The organism is Bacillus sp. FSL K6-0972, assembly GCF_037976035.1.
GTDB classification, from domain to species: Bacteria; Bacillota; Bacilli; order Bacillales; family Bacillaceae; genus Bacillus; species Bacillus haynesii.
In genome coordinates, this window is record NZ_CP150260.1 from 972,775 (window position 1) to 985,351 (window position 12,577).

Annotated in this window: 17 protein-coding genes, 5 tRNA genes and 1 pseudogene; 17 read left to right on the forward strand and 6 right to left on the reverse strand. The window is 39.2% G+C overall.

Annotated features, from left to right (window positions below; all coding sequences use genetic code 11):
- The first annotated feature begins 1 nt into the window (after nucleotide 1).
- The 8 genes from MKX80_RS04865 to MKX80_RS04900 all read left to right on the forward strand — a co-directional run bounded on the left by MKX80_RS04865 (nucleotide 2) and on the right by MKX80_RS04900 (nucleotide 1,497).
- Nucleotides 2–71: transfer RNA gene (locus tag MKX80_RS04865), tRNA-Gln, on the forward strand.
- Nucleotides 72–124: 53 nt separating this feature from the next.
- A tRNA-Gly gene (locus tag MKX80_RS04870) sits at nucleotides 125–199 on the forward strand.
- Between the two features lie 14 nt (nucleotides 200–213).
- Nucleotides 214–284 (forward strand) — tRNA-Cys (locus MKX80_RS04875).
- A 12-nt stretch (nucleotides 285–296) separates the two neighbouring features.
- A tRNA-Leu gene (locus MKX80_RS04880) sits at nucleotides 297–385 on the forward strand.
- Between the two features lie 14 nt (nucleotides 386–399).
- Nucleotides 400–481 (forward strand) — tRNA-Leu (locus tag MKX80_RS04885).
- A gap of 159 nt (nucleotides 482–640) precedes the next feature.
- On the forward strand, nucleotides 641–775 hold the full coding sequence (locus MKX80_RS04890) for a hypothetical protein (protein ID WP_268304886.1): 135 nt from the start codon (nucleotides 641–643) through the stop codon (nucleotides 773–775).
- A 174-nt stretch (nucleotides 776–949) separates the two neighbouring features.
- On the forward strand, nucleotides 950–1,099 hold the full coding sequence (locus MKX80_RS04895) for a tyrosine-type recombinase/integrase (RefSeq protein ID WP_326849705.1): 150 nt from the start codon (nucleotides 950–952) through the stop codon (nucleotides 1,097–1,099).
- A gap of 269 nt (nucleotides 1,100–1,368) precedes the next feature.
- Nucleotides 1,369–1,497 (forward strand): hypothetical protein, encoded by a 129-nt coding sequence (locus MKX80_RS04900; protein ID WP_268304885.1) that lies wholly within the window; start codon nucleotides 1,369–1,371, stop codon nucleotides 1,495–1,497.
- 336 nt (nucleotides 1,498–1,833) lie between these two features.
- Here the strand turns inward: MKX80_RS04900 and MKX80_RS04905 are convergent, their stop codons facing one another.
- Together MKX80_RS04905 and MKX80_RS04910 are read right to left on the reverse strand one after the other, a co-directional pair.
- Complete coding sequence (locus MKX80_RS04905; RefSeq protein WP_268304884.1) at nucleotides 1,834–2,496, reverse strand: hypothetical protein; 663 nt, start codon at nucleotides 2,494–2,496, stop codon at nucleotides 1,834–1,836.
- Between the two features lie 716 nt (nucleotides 2,497–3,212).
- Nucleotides 3,213–3,395: a DNA/RNA non-specific endonuclease gene (locus tag MKX80_RS04910; RefSeq protein WP_239693115.1), complete on the reverse strand. Its 183-nt coding sequence runs from the start codon at nucleotides 3,393–3,395 to the stop codon at nucleotides 3,213–3,215.
- Between MKX80_RS04910 and MKX80_RS04915 the strand changes: the two genes are divergently transcribed.
- The 3 genes from MKX80_RS04915 to MKX80_RS04925 all read left to right on the forward strand — a co-directional run bounded on the left by MKX80_RS04915 (nucleotide 3,345) and on the right by MKX80_RS04925 (nucleotide 5,126).
- Nucleotides 3,345–3,608, forward strand: coding sequence for a tyrosine-type recombinase/integrase (locus MKX80_RS04915; protein ID WP_339228058.1), 264 nt, complete (start codon nucleotides 3,345–3,347; stop codon nucleotides 3,606–3,608). The two genes, MKX80_RS04910 and MKX80_RS04915, sit on opposite strands and share 51 nt — an antisense overlap.
- A gap of 285 nt (nucleotides 3,609–3,893) precedes the next feature.
- Nucleotides 3,894–4,988 carry a Rap family tetratricopeptide repeat protein gene (locus MKX80_RS04920; RefSeq protein WP_076788589.1) on the forward strand — a complete coding sequence of 365 codons (1,095 nt, stop codon included), beginning with the start codon at nucleotides 3,894–3,896 and terminating at the stop codon, nucleotides 4,986–4,988.
- Nucleotides 4,989–5,126 carry a hypothetical protein gene (locus MKX80_RS04925; RefSeq protein ID WP_268304883.1) on the forward strand — a complete coding sequence of 46 codons (138 nt, stop codon included), beginning with the start codon at nucleotides 4,989–4,991 and terminating at the stop codon, nucleotides 5,124–5,126.
- A 295-nt stretch (nucleotides 5,127–5,421) separates the two neighbouring features.
- Here the strand turns inward: MKX80_RS04925 and MKX80_RS04930 are convergent, their stop codons facing one another.
- Nucleotides 5,422–5,616, reverse strand: coding sequence for a hypothetical protein (locus tag MKX80_RS04930; protein WP_326849704.1), 195 nt, complete (start codon nucleotides 5,614–5,616; stop codon nucleotides 5,422–5,424).
- Nucleotides 5,617–6,286: 670 nt separating this feature from the next.
- Between MKX80_RS04930 and MKX80_RS04935 the strand changes: the two genes are divergently transcribed.
- The 4 genes and pseudogenes from MKX80_RS04935 (at nucleotide 6,287) to MKX80_RS04950 (ending at nucleotide 8,469) form a co-directional block, all read left to right on the forward strand.
- On the forward strand, nucleotides 6,287–6,415 hold the full coding sequence (locus tag MKX80_RS04935) for a hypothetical protein (RefSeq protein WP_087654055.1): 129 nt from the start codon (nucleotides 6,287–6,289) through the stop codon (nucleotides 6,413–6,415).
- Between the two features lie 15 nt (nucleotides 6,416–6,430).
- Nucleotides 6,431–6,871: an ArpU family phage packaging/lysis transcriptional regulator gene (locus MKX80_RS04940; RefSeq protein WP_265625730.1), complete on the forward strand. Its 441-nt coding sequence runs from the start codon at nucleotides 6,431–6,433 to the stop codon at nucleotides 6,869–6,871.
- Nucleotides 6,871–7,412 (forward strand): annotated as a pseudogene (locus MKX80_RS04945) (site-specific integrase). Before MKX80_RS04940 ends, MKX80_RS04945 begins: the two are co-directional and overlap by 1 nt.
- A gap of 229 nt (nucleotides 7,413–7,641) precedes the next feature.
- Entirely contained in the window at nucleotides 7,642–8,469 is an 828-nt protein-coding gene (locus MKX80_RS04950; RefSeq protein WP_268304879.1) for a hypothetical protein, read from the forward strand.
- A gap of 273 nt (nucleotides 8,470–8,742) precedes the next feature.
- Here the strand turns inward: MKX80_RS04950 and MKX80_RS04955 are convergent, their stop codons facing one another.
- Entirely contained in the window at nucleotides 8,743–9,519 is a 777-nt protein-coding gene (locus MKX80_RS04955) for a DUF4393 domain-containing protein (protein WP_268403542.1), read from the reverse strand.
- Between the two features lie 370 nt (nucleotides 9,520–9,889).
- Here MKX80_RS04955 and MKX80_RS04960 point away from each other — a divergent pair, with 370 nt between their 5' ends.
- The gene (locus tag MKX80_RS04960; protein ID WP_268304877.1) at nucleotides 9,890–10,279 is read left to right on the forward strand and encodes a hypothetical protein; all 390 of its coding nucleotides are present in this window, start codon (nucleotides 9,890–9,892) and stop codon (nucleotides 10,277–10,279) included.
- A 90-nt stretch (nucleotides 10,280–10,369) separates the two neighbouring features.
- Nucleotides 10,370–10,639 carry a hypothetical protein gene (locus MKX80_RS04965; protein WP_268304876.1) on the forward strand — a complete coding sequence of 90 codons (270 nt, stop codon included), beginning with the start codon at nucleotides 10,370–10,372 and terminating at the stop codon, nucleotides 10,637–10,639.
- A gap of 23 nt (nucleotides 10,640–10,662) precedes the next feature.
- On the opposite strand, the gene MKX80_RS04970 is transcribed toward MKX80_RS04965, so the two are convergent.
- On the reverse strand, nucleotides 10,663–10,953 hold the full coding sequence (locus tag MKX80_RS04970; protein ID WP_268304875.1) for a contact-dependent growth inhibition system immunity protein: 291 nt from the start codon (nucleotides 10,951–10,953) through the stop codon (nucleotides 10,663–10,665).
- Between the two features lie 12 nt (nucleotides 10,954–10,965).
- On the reverse strand, nucleotides 10,966–12,555 hold the full coding sequence (locus MKX80_RS04975) for a T7SS effector LXG polymorphic toxin (RefSeq protein ID WP_268343158.1): 1,590 nt from the start codon (nucleotides 12,553–12,555) through the stop codon (nucleotides 10,966–10,968).
- Nucleotides 12,556–12,577 lie beyond the last annotated feature (22 nt).

A 12,577-nucleotide genomic window follows, 5' to 3' on the forward strand; every position in this document is an offset into this window, starting at 1 on the left:
TTGGGCTATAGCCAAGCGGTAAGGCAACGGACTTTGACTCTCATGCGCTGGTTCGAATCCAGCTAGCCCAGTTTTCATCTTTCTTTATCATCCTGCATATGATAAGATGAATATTAGTTAAAATGCGGAAGTAGTTCAGTGGTAGAACACCACCTTGCCAAGGTGGGGGTCGCGGGTTCGAATCCCGTCTTCCGCTCCAATTCTTAAAATGATGGCGGCATAGCCAAGTGGTAAGGCAGAGGTCTGCAAAACCTTTATCCCCGGTTCGAATCCGGGTGTCGCCTTATTTGCCTCGTGCCGGGGTGGTGGAATTGGCAGACACACAGGACTTAAAATCCTGCGGTAGGTGACTACCGTGCCGGTTCAAGTCCGGCCCTCGGCACCATTGATCACACACATGCCGGTGTGGCGGAATTGGCAGACGCGCACGACTCAAAATCGTGTTCCTTCGGGAGTGTCGGTTCGACCCCGACCACCGGTATCAATGAATGCAAAAGCGACGGTATTTCGGCGTATTAATCGCTGTTTTATCGTCGCTTTTTTGCGTTAAACGTCACGGCAAATGGTCCTGTGCCTATCGCTTTCCTTTAAACAGAAGGGAGGCGATTTTTTATGTCTAAACGAAGAAGTAATCGTTTAAATGCTCGCGAGGTTGGATATCGCGGTTGAGACGATCGAATATAACACTTTAACAATCGACGGTGCGATTAAGCTTGTCTTGGCTGACGCAAGGCGAAAGAGTTTGCGAAAGGATGCGATCACATATCGGCCATAAAGATTTACGTATGGTATTACGATATACTCATCTGTCGTTAGAATCTCTCGCAAGACAACAATATTCGCTAATAAATCAGTAGTAGACGCGTTTAAATAGGCCAAGGAAGACAAAAAGAAAATACTCAAAACAAAAAAATTTCTCGGTAGAAGGGCGACGGATCAGGAAATAAAAATCTTACTTTCGTTATTAGATTTAACCGACTTTGTACAGCTACGTGATGCAACAGCATTGCTTCTTATGTATAAAACAGGTATGCGTGTAGGGATGCTCGCAAACTTAAAAGAAGAACATATCGATTTTAATGGAGAATTGCTTCGGTGAACTGGTGAAATCGTTAAAAATCGCGAACCTTTACTATTGCCCTTTGATGAGACTCTTGCTCAACTTCTCTCTGTACTGGTGAATAAAAACGACGAAATCCGCCGAACATATAAAAAGGATAATAAATTTGTTTTTTTAACAAAGTACGGCAATCAAATAGCAACAGGGCCGTCGAATAACAATATTCAAAAACGGTTGAATAGGTATGCGCGTGAGTACGGATTAAGAATATAAATCCGCACGCATTAAGAAGGGGCTTTGCGAAATCCTTGCTTGAAAAAGGCGCAAATTTAACTGACATTTCAAGAGCGCTGGGACATAGTGATCTTTCGGTAACGACTAAATATTTATATTTAGATAAGAATGAAGGGGCGGAGAATTTGCGGAGGTTTTTGTGAAGGAAGGTTGGAACTGAGACGGAAAGGTTTACGCTTAATCCTAACGTGTTTTATCGGCAGTCCAAGACGCCTGATAAGACGTTGCTTGCGATGTTTAACGTGAAGAAGCCTTAGATGAACGAAAAAGCGCCCCGCATTGGGGCGCTTTTTAATTTTATTGTTGTTTTCGGTCTAAAAGATTCATAATGACTATACACATCAAAATGAGGCCAATAAATGTTCCGCTACTATCTGGTTCTATGTTAAAAAAAGTTGGAAAAGCGAAATAGTTTATGACGAAAATTAGGATCGCCATTTTTAATAAAACTCTATATAACACTTAATTTTCCTCCCGCTCTATTGTCGCCAAGGCACACCGATGCCCTCGATAACCTCTCCGGTGAATGGATTCCTCGCGAAGTGGAAACCTATTCCATATTTTCCGTCCCCGGAAATCGCCCTAAAACCAGCTCCTACTGCCCAAAGCGCTCCGGAAATCGCGCTTACGTAAGGTACAAATTTAGCGACTTTGATCAGGACTGCTCCAATTCCTGCTATAGCGGATGTTGCATCTTTAGTTTCGTTTATTACATTAACTATTTTCTTGGTTATACAAGAGCTGAGATAAAGGCTGTACCTAGTGCCAGCCCAACTCACTTTAGACCCCGTTACACCATGGCAGCCAGCCAGCGCATACGCACTGCTCTCTTTGTGAGCAGAAGCAGTTGAGCTTTCTAAAAGTGTTTTCTTTCCGTTCTTAGATACAGAATATTTCTTTGCTCGGACCTTCATATCCTTAGTATTTGCATTTAACGTTTCTACTACGTATTCGTATGTTTTACCGCCTTCTTCTATTCTGAATGATGATGCGTTTTCGGATATTTTGGTGAATTTAATCCCTTCTAAAGGATTCGGATCTTCAAATGTTTCTTTAGCGAAAACATTTGATGGAAAAGTGGAGACTAGTAAGATAATCGAACAAAGAGCCATAGTGAATGAAAATAATTTTCTTTTTAGCATGCTTATTCCTCCCTTGGTTCACAATTCTACCAGAGGGGGGATATTCCGTTAATGACTAGTTATAATTTGGTGAATTTATCCTAGAGAGGGGGTTAAAAAACGCCCGGTCTCCGACTATTAGAATACGCTATTTCCGGCTGTTTCAACGGAAGAAAAAAGACGCCGTGGCTGGCGGTATTTAAACAGTTTGTACAGGCTTTTCCGGTCTGCTTTCCGACCGTTCCTTTCTTGACCGTGTTCACATCGCCAAGCAGTCGAGATAGTCTGTAGAGAAAGCTGCGTGTTTTATTGATCGATATTTCAACGATTTTACTACGAAATTAAATCGTAGGAGCCGCCGTGATTTCGTATGTTATTCGATAACCTTAACGCCTTAAATCCACTGCCATTTTTGTATTGATCCTTCGTAAAAGTCACGCTAATCCGATCGCCCGGCTTTGCGTCTGTGGCTTGCGGATCTCGACATCTTCGTTCAGTTTGGCGGCGTAAAGGCTGAGAGCCGCATTTCCTACGATTTGAAGCCACTTTTTACGACTTCTGTTTTCACCACACTAAAAAGACGCCGACCTATTCGTGACGTCTTCGATCTTCACCTCGAATAACTCTTCGACATTCACGCCGAGTATTCGCGCAAGGACAAACACTTGCCAATCGAGATGCCTTTCATTTTTATCGAAATTTCGGTTGACCTACACAAAAAAAGACGCAAAGGCGTCTTAATCAGATATCGCTTTAGCCCATTTGTTTTCTAATCTCTTGTATTTACTCTGGTTAACATTACTGGACTGCGAAACGAGATTGTCTAATTCAGGAGAGCCACCAAATCTATCGGCAGCTAAGTGTCCGGCATGATCCTTAAAGACCGGAAGCAGATCATCGCTACGTTCAGGCGGAAGCAACTTTTAAGCCAGCCAAATCTTAGGACATTCACAGGTATTCGAGACTATACGATGATGTTGCTTTTATTGGAGACGGGTATTCGGACGAATGAGTTCGTAAGCATAAATTTAAAAGATGTAAAAATCGAAGAATCAGTCATACACGAAAGAAATGCAAAAGGGAATCAAGAAAGAATTGTACCGATTACATCCGCAAATGATGAAGCAGCTTAAAAAGTACATTTCTATCCGAGGGTATGTTGAGACAGACGCGCTGTTTATTACTCTCGATAGAAAGCCTGTCATTGAAATAAGAAACATTCGAGAAGAGGGCGGATAAGTTTGGCCGTAACTTCTATCGGGCGGTATTCGCACAGTTAATTAGCATGGCCTTACTTTTTATTAGCCATTTATAGGGCGAAAAGTAAATTATTGATACAAATTTCTTTGCAAAGATTGGTAACTTTCTGTAAAATGTTCTCATAGCGATAGAGGCAGTAAAGTGTGGGAGGTTTGACAATGAAAACAGTAGCCTCGGTGAACGTAGCCAATCTCATCAATCAGTGGTATGTTCACATAAAAAAGAGAGATGTCTCAAATGCCGTAGAACTTAGGGACAGAATAAAAGGCCTTTTAAACGTAATGGAAGAAGATCAGGACGTTTTGCTTTACTTTAATCTACTTGATTACAGGTTCAGAGTATTAATGGAAGATGTCGCGGGGGAGCCGCAGCTTCCGCCTTTTACTGAGGATAAGGCGAAGACAGACGGTTTGTTAAGATACTATTACTTTCTCTTTAAAGGAATGTATGAAAGTGCGAGGAGCAACTACTCTAAAGCGCTTAATTGTTTTAGAGTTGCCGAGCGGCAGCTCGATAATGTCGAAGATGAAATCGAAAAGGCCGAGTTTCATTATAAACTTGGAAACCTCTATTATTTTACGAAAACAACTCTACTTTCTTTTCATCATCTTTCAATCGCGAAGAGCATCTATAGGGCTTATGAAGAATATAAGACACAGTCGATAAACTGTACGGTGCTGCTCGCACTCAATTATATAGACGACGGACGTTTAACAAGAGCTGAAAATATGCTTAAGAGTTGCGCAGAAAGACTGATCAAGATGGGCGATAATCATCTGCTGGCGGCTGTCTACTATGATCTCGGCTTTTTAAAAATTCAAGAGGACAAACACGAAGAAGCACTCGAGTATTTCGACCTCTCATTTAAAACGGATGACATCGAAAAAAATGCGCCTATTATGTACATGCAGTGCATATACGAGTCAGCTAGGTCAACTTATAAGATAGGTGAGGTTGATAAGGCGCTTAAGTGGGTTCATCTTGGTTTTGAGTTTGCTCAGAAAACAAATAATATCAACTTTTCGCTCAAATTCTCGATTCTAAATATATGCTATAGCGCTCCCCTCGAAGGTGTACCGCAAGTAAAAGAGTTTATCGAAATGCTCGAGGAGAGGGAGGCATACGTAGACATTGAGGCGCTTGCTGAGGATGTGGCCAACGTCTACAGTTCATTAAATAATTACAAATATTCCACATACTTCTTGGAAAAAGCAATAAAATCAAGTAAACTAACAGGAAAGGAGGTTCTTTAAATGAAAAAACTTATTGTAACTGCTTTCCTTACTGCATCGCTTGGGCTCGTTTTAACCAGCGCAGCAGACTTCCTCGCAGAAAGTGTCCAAACAGCAGACTCAGTAACATTACTTGCCTCAAGAGGAGCGGGCTCATAAAACAAAAAATACAACAGTAAGAAGGCGGCTATTACAGCCGTCTTTTTTATGATTTCAGTCGTCTTGGTAACTTGAATGCTGTACTATGCTATATCTAAAATGTGAATTTAACGTTATGCTAGACCGTAATGGCTTATTATATCGAATATACCGCGGGCTAGGGCTTTCCGATAGAATCAGCACGACTCAAAATCGTGTTCCTTCGGGAGTGTCGGTTCGACCCCGACCACCGGTATCCTTAGCTCTTTTAAATTGGATAGAAAATGTTATGATTTGAAATGGTTTTGCACATTCTTTACACATACTCAACTTCTTCAGGCTTTTCAACTTCCTCAACAGCCATATCTTCAAAAATGTTTACTGTCTCAGTTTCATCTCTTTCCCGAAGCTCTTTAATTAAGTGAACATATGTATTTGACGTGGTTTCTATATCAGCATGTCCTAACCTTTCACTTACATAATAAATTGACACCTTTCTATAAAGCAGCACGCTTGCATGAGTGTGCCTTAATCCATGAATTGTAGTCGGTTGAAATACTCAATTTCGCTAGTACGTCATTCTATATCCGGGATTCAAACGGTGAAATTGGTATCGCGCGCCGGCAATGTACAAGTGAATATAAAATACAGCCTGTAAACAGGGAAATTCGCTTGTTGCTTGGGTACAAGCTAAGGCAAATCATAAAAGAAGTAGTACTTCTTTGTAAAGGGATCAGCACTGACGAGACTCAAAGAGTTAAGCCGAGTCGGGAATGCTGGCAGATAGCTGAGCATCCACTGGTTGATATGGCTTTCATAGATCGATCGCGCTGCATCACTTATGTTGAACGCGAGGGGTTTAGAACACCGGCCTGCTGTTCCAACTATGGGTGCAGCAAGGGGCATTGAGAATGTATTCATAGAGGATGAAAATAATCAAGTTTGGTATATATTGCATCCAATCAATAAGGAAGTCATTTTAGTGGGAAACGAATCTGAGCCTACGCTGTGTATTGAAACAATTATAATGAAATTAGAGGACCTATATAAAGTACCCATTAAAATTGAGAAAAGTCCAAGACGGAATGCCTGCGGACACTGAACTTACAGCTTTTACGCTGTTTGTTTGGTGTCCGTTTTTTATTTGTCCCGGCTGTGGTCTAGCGAAAGGAGAAATAGACATGAAACCCACCAAAAGAAAACGCCCTGAAAAAACGCAGGAGCACTCTGAGCGCTTTTGGCGAGAGATTATGGGGCAAAACAAGCAGATTCTTAAACGAGGCAAAGGCGGCGCTTATAAGCGCAAATAAAAGGAGGAATAAACTATGCTATTTCAATTACCCGAAATCGATAGAGAAGCGACGAAAAAGAAAATTGAAGCCATACTGGATAATTACAGGGTGGTTCTCTTGCAAGTGCCAGATGATCTGCTGCCAAAAGTCACGGCGGGATTTACCATTGTGCCGCCTTCAAAAACAAACGCATTTCATTCATCTACTGAAGATACGGCTATTAAAAGAATTGAAATGGAACAGAAACGAAATGCCTTTCTTGCAAAAGTGCAAAAGGCTGTGAACCGTTTGCCTGTCAATGAACGGCAAATCATCATCATGCGATATATGTCCCAAGATAACCGTTTTGATTATGAGGTTTACAACGAAATTGGGTTAAGCCCGCGCACATACTTCAGAATTAAGTCGCGCGCTTTTTACAACCTGGCTTTTGCATTGAAAGAAGAAGTGTATGTGAAGGGAAGTGCTTCATAATGAATTTTGTGCAGCCTATCCGGGATATGGACCAGATTTATTATATAAAGAAATTCCTGAGAGAACGGAGTGAAAGAAACTATCTGCTTTTCGTTACCGGCATAAACTCAGGCTTGCGTATATCCGATTTACTTCGTTTAAGAGTCCGCGACGCCAAACGAATGTACATCGATTTACGCGAGAAGAAAACCGGCAAGCAGAAACGAATCAAATAAATAAGGCCCTAAAAAAGGCCCTGGCTAATTACATTAAAGACAAGGATGACCAGGAATTTTTGTTTAAGAGCCGAGAAGGGCTTAACAAACCAATCAGCAGAAGCACGGCATACAATATATTGAAAGAGGCGGCGGAATACGTCGGGCTTGATGGCATCGGTACCCACACCATGAGGAAAACGTTTGGTTACTGGCACTATAAAAAATTCAAGGACGTTGCTCTGCTGCAAGAGATATTTAACCATTCCAGCCCGGACGTCACGCTTCGATATATTGGGATCACTCAAGATACAATGGATCAAACGATGGATTCATTCAGCTTATAGGCTCATCTGTCTTCAAAACGGATGAGTTTTTTTCTGCCTATTTTAACGAACTAACCATAATGAGAAAGTGTCCGACTCATTTTGAAGAAATGGCTTAAAACATTGCAGAGCAAAGGGTTCAGCGTTTCTGTGAATTGGACACAATATAAGATATGGTTAATTCGTGGATATTGTGGATAAGTAAAATGGAATTTTGAGTTATAATAAGTAAAGAATAGGAGTGATGCAGGTGGAATTTGAGACATTTTCAGCAGTAGCGACAATAATTTCTGCCATAGCAACTGTAATTGCTGCCATAGCAACAGCAATTGCTGCAAGGGGATCGCGTGCAGCTGCAGATGAAGCCAGAAAAAGTAACGAAATTTCTCAGAAAGAAATAACCAAAAGAGAAAGACCGGTTTTAGATTTACAAACAAAAAAATTCAGTGCAAAACTAGGATATGATTTTTTTACACAATGGGATAATGGTGATTCTAATCATTTAATAAATCGAGCTTCTGACTTCTTTGTAGAGTTATTTAATATTTCTGATACAACTGCTCGTAATGTTAGTGTAACTTTTGACACGACACACACTAAAGAGATGCTTGCAAATTTATTTCCTCAAAGTATATGGGTAAACAAAGAAAATAATCTCAGAATTGATGTAATAAAGTATAGCGATGGCTTACATTTAGACTTTTGTATAAAAGATGGAGAGAGATTCAGAAGTATATTAATTACACCTATGATGGAAAGGATAGGGAGTGTTTACCCTATGAAATATAACAACAATGAACCTACAAAAATACATTTACCTCTCTATTTTTTGTATCTACTAAATTTTATCTGTACAGATTTTGCTACATACACGAAAAAACATATTAGTTTGAAAGTAACTCTAAAATATAGTGATTCTTCTAACAAAGAGTATGTTCAAAATATACTTTTAACACCTATTTTTACAAAAGTGACTGAAGCCAATGGTATAAAACGTAATGGAGATGTTGGGTTTTCTTTAAATGGGCGATTAATAAGTCAAGAACTTTCCAATGAAGAATTGAGAATGGCAGAATAATGGCACAATGATGGCACTTTGTTTTGTTTTAAAACTGTTAATATGGTATTAGGTCAATATTGAAAAATCGACTTCCATTTATCATTTGGAGGTCTTTTTTTACTTGATCCAGGATAATTAAGGCGATAAAGAATGAAGCCGAACGAGAGGAACATCTGAGCCTGGATAGCGCTAGTCTTGCGGCAGCCGCATCGGGGAATAGTAAGGTTGTTATTCTGCTACCTTACATCTTGGCGTCCTCTCGGAGATGTAAGGTAGCTTTTTACGAAATAATTAAATACAGATATCAATAAAATTAGAACCAAAAGGGGTTAATTCAATAATGCCTTTCTTCAGTTGTACTTTGTCAAATATCGAAAGGTTTTGGAATTTTCTGTGTTCACCCTTTTCATAAGTATATTTTAGATCTTTAAAAATTGGTTCATTGTCAAACTGTGCATATGCATTTATATCAGTCAAACTTGTATCATATGTGATTTGAACTAATCCTAATCGACTTAGATTAGTTAAAGAAGCAGAATTTAAATCGATATTTTGCACTTCCTCATTTGATAAAAAAACATTATCTTGAACAGTGACACCAGAACCATCTTCTTTTAATAATTTGTATTTTGCTATTGGGAGAATGCTACTTTTGTTTTTGAAAAGTCTTAAATTTTTTGCATCTAAAGGTGATAGTTGTTTAATACAATCAACAAAAGCCGGATGAGTTTTATTTATAGTTTCGGAATCAATAGAAGCAGCAATTAAATTGGAAAACATAGATCTTAATTCATCACTCTCAAAATAAAACTTTGAAGCTTCAATCGTCGGTCCTATTATATGTAAAGGAGGTTCTACTAAATTTTCTTCCGGTATGGAAGAAACCTTTTTCTCTAATTCTTCTTTAAATAGTTGAAGAGAATGGGTTCTTTTAGTATTAACTTTTTCAACATAAAAATCAAACCCTCCAAAAACCAAAGACCACAAGGAATCTAAGGTTTTGCCAACAGATTTTGCTAGGGGAGTGGCTGCTTCATCAATAAACTTTGGAGTTATATCAATTTTCATAGTCTCACCTCCTTTTAAGAGAATTATATAACAATTTGAAGGGGAGTTGTTGAAAAATGTCAATTATTTATAATCATCCATTTTTAACAACATGGTTTATTGGTTGGTTTTTTTTCTGTTTATCTAGTGTTTTATACATATTTAAATCAGACAAACCAATTAATTGATTTTATATTCTCGGAAAACCAGGTCCAGTGAAATCTCAGAATAGACGATTGGCGGCCAATGAGGGCCTCTGAGTGTGGGCCCGGTTTAGAAAGAATATATCCAAGCGCTTTACCAATTCGAATGAAAAAATCTTTCGGCATATTTCGTAGACTGTACATTCTTCTATTTTTCGTCCGATAATAAATTTAGGGTGATTTATTCTATGGATGAAAATCAGGAAATAATTGAAGCATTAGGCTTTAATATTGCATGTCTAGGATTCTTTTGCCTAGTTGGGATAATTAAGCCTGGAAGTAACTTTCTATTTGGAATTACAGTTTGTGCTTGTTTTTTTACATTTACTGATTTTTTGGGTAAAGAGAAAAAAAGAACAAGGGTTATCTTATACTTACTTGCAATTTTTGCGCTGATTGTGGCACCACAGTTGCCATTTGATAAAACCTTTGATAATTTGGATCAGTTTACGAATTTCTTTACCTTAACAGCGTTGGGGGTCATGATTATGTTTTCTCCACAAAAAAAGAAGCTCGATAGACAAAAGGATAAAAAGATTAAAGAGCTAGAAGATACAATTAAGAAAATGAAAAATTGAAATAATCATATTAAAAAAAGATATCTATTTTATATCATTTTGCGCCTTTCTCATACGGGAGGGCGCTTTTATTTTAGGGAGATGATCTGGATGGAATCGAAATGCGAGTATTGCGGTGAGGTTCATGGGGTTTTATTGCGGGAGGAGAAAAGGGAGAATGGCGTTGAAATTGGGTATATTCAATGCCCCGCCTGCCAGCATAGGGCCGTGTTTTCTGTGACTACCCCACAAATTAGAGTCCTCCAAAAGCGTATTAGAGGTGTAAAGAACCAATATGCGAAAGCCGACAACATTTACGGGCCGAAGACAAAGGCAAAACTTGAATCCTTACTTGAAGTAATAAAAAAGGCCCTCTCGTAAAAAAAGTGGGCCTTTCAAGTCTTTTAAATAGCTTCGTTTATTTGCTCTATTACACTTTTTAACCATTGTATTGGAGTTAATCCGATAGCAGGAAAATAAATTTCGCAGTGCGATTTTATAAAGTCTTCTTTCTCTTGATCAGATATGTCATTATTTAAAAACTCTTGACAAAATTGTATTGTGAATGCCAAGCATTCTTTGCTGGATTCACTAATAAACTCATTCAGTGCTTGTTCTGGGGATCCCATATCCTGATGAAATGTGCCATCCAAAAAATCACTTAACTCTTCAAAAATATCATAATTATCTTCCATATAGAAACTCCTTTATTTTATTGGATATCCTGTTAAAATATACTCTCCATCTTTCCCCTTTTTCAAGACTATTTTTGCATTCGTAACATCTTCTGCGGTATTTGAGCCTCTTTCTATACTTCTTCCAAGAACATCTCCATTACCTTTGTATCTTAATGCAAGAGTAGGCCTGCTTTTAGGGTCTGATAACCACTTTTCTACTTTTTTTATGTTTTTGGGATCTTTCAATACTTCACTAGCGACTTTTTCTGCTGTAGCTCTATCTTTAAAAGTAGATGATCCAGTGATTTTAAGATCTTTTTTTAAACGTTGGGATAACTCCTCGTCAGTTTTCCCAACATGCCTTTTGATTAAGTGGCCTCTTTTGGATTCATGAGCTGCTAATCCACCACCTGGTGCCAGGGGACTACTGTCCCCTGGTTTAACTGTATCTTTACTCTTCTGGGCTTTATCTACCTTAGAAACGTTCTTTACCGCCTCTTCACCTTTAAATAACTTGAAGCCGCGCTTTCCGTACTTAAATGCCTTTCCGATAGGGGTAACACTCAATCCGGCCATCAAACGATCACCGTTATCTTTAACGATTTCGCCTGTCGCAAGGTCGTATCCAAACGCTGCTCTTACTGCATCATACACACCTGTAAATTCCATCGCCGTATCGAAATATTTAGCAAAGTCGCTTTTTTCCACATTCTCGGGAAGGGTGTAGGCGGGTTCTATCTTGACGATTGTATCACCATCTATGTATGCCCGGTAAAGCGTATCGTTAAATACTCTATAATCTTTTTTCAGTTCATTCAATTCCTCTTGGGTGTACTCTTTCTTGGAAACCTTTTGTGTCGCCAATTTTTTTAATCGATCTGGATCGGCGAGAGTGTTAATGTCCGCATCTTCTTTGTCTCCGACTTTTTTCAGCATGGCACCCATCGCTGTTTCTTGATTTCCACTTAAGGTATCCATCTCATCCGGCTTTAAAATCGCGCCTTTTTGATAGCCAGTTATTTCAATTTTCGGCCCGGTATACATCTTTTCGAGCCGCGCGATGTATTTTTGCATCGTCTCAAGATCGTTTTCAGCCGTTTTGAGGGCGTTGGTTTGCTCACGGTCAAACGCATGCAGCTTTTCAAGAGTCGTGCTGATTTCCTTTAACGCTTTCTGATTTTGTTCATGAAAACCGCTGTCATTCAAATCCGGTAAATCAACGATATGACTGACTTTTGCGATTGTCGCGTTGGCCTTAGAAACCAAATGTTTTGTTGTGCGGTCGGCCGCATTTAAGCCATTCTCCAGCTCGTGTTCAAGAAAGGACTGTGAAATAAATCCGTTATGGTTGGGTTCCAAGGAATTCAGTGCGCTTTTCATTTTCTTCAGCGTAGAACTGTATTCCTCTATGAAAGTATCATAGAACTGTAGAAAAGGGGTGTGGCATTCCTTATAAAACGCGCGGATCGCGTTGCCGCCTTTTCCTTTTAAAGCATCATCAAGTGATGTGATCCCCTCAACGGCTTTTTTGACTTTGGCGAATTCTTCTGATTGGTGTTTTAATTGTTCGAGCGTTTGATCAATTGCATTGTGCAACGCTGGAACATCCAGAGTCTTCATGGCATTCTCCTCTAATACTAAA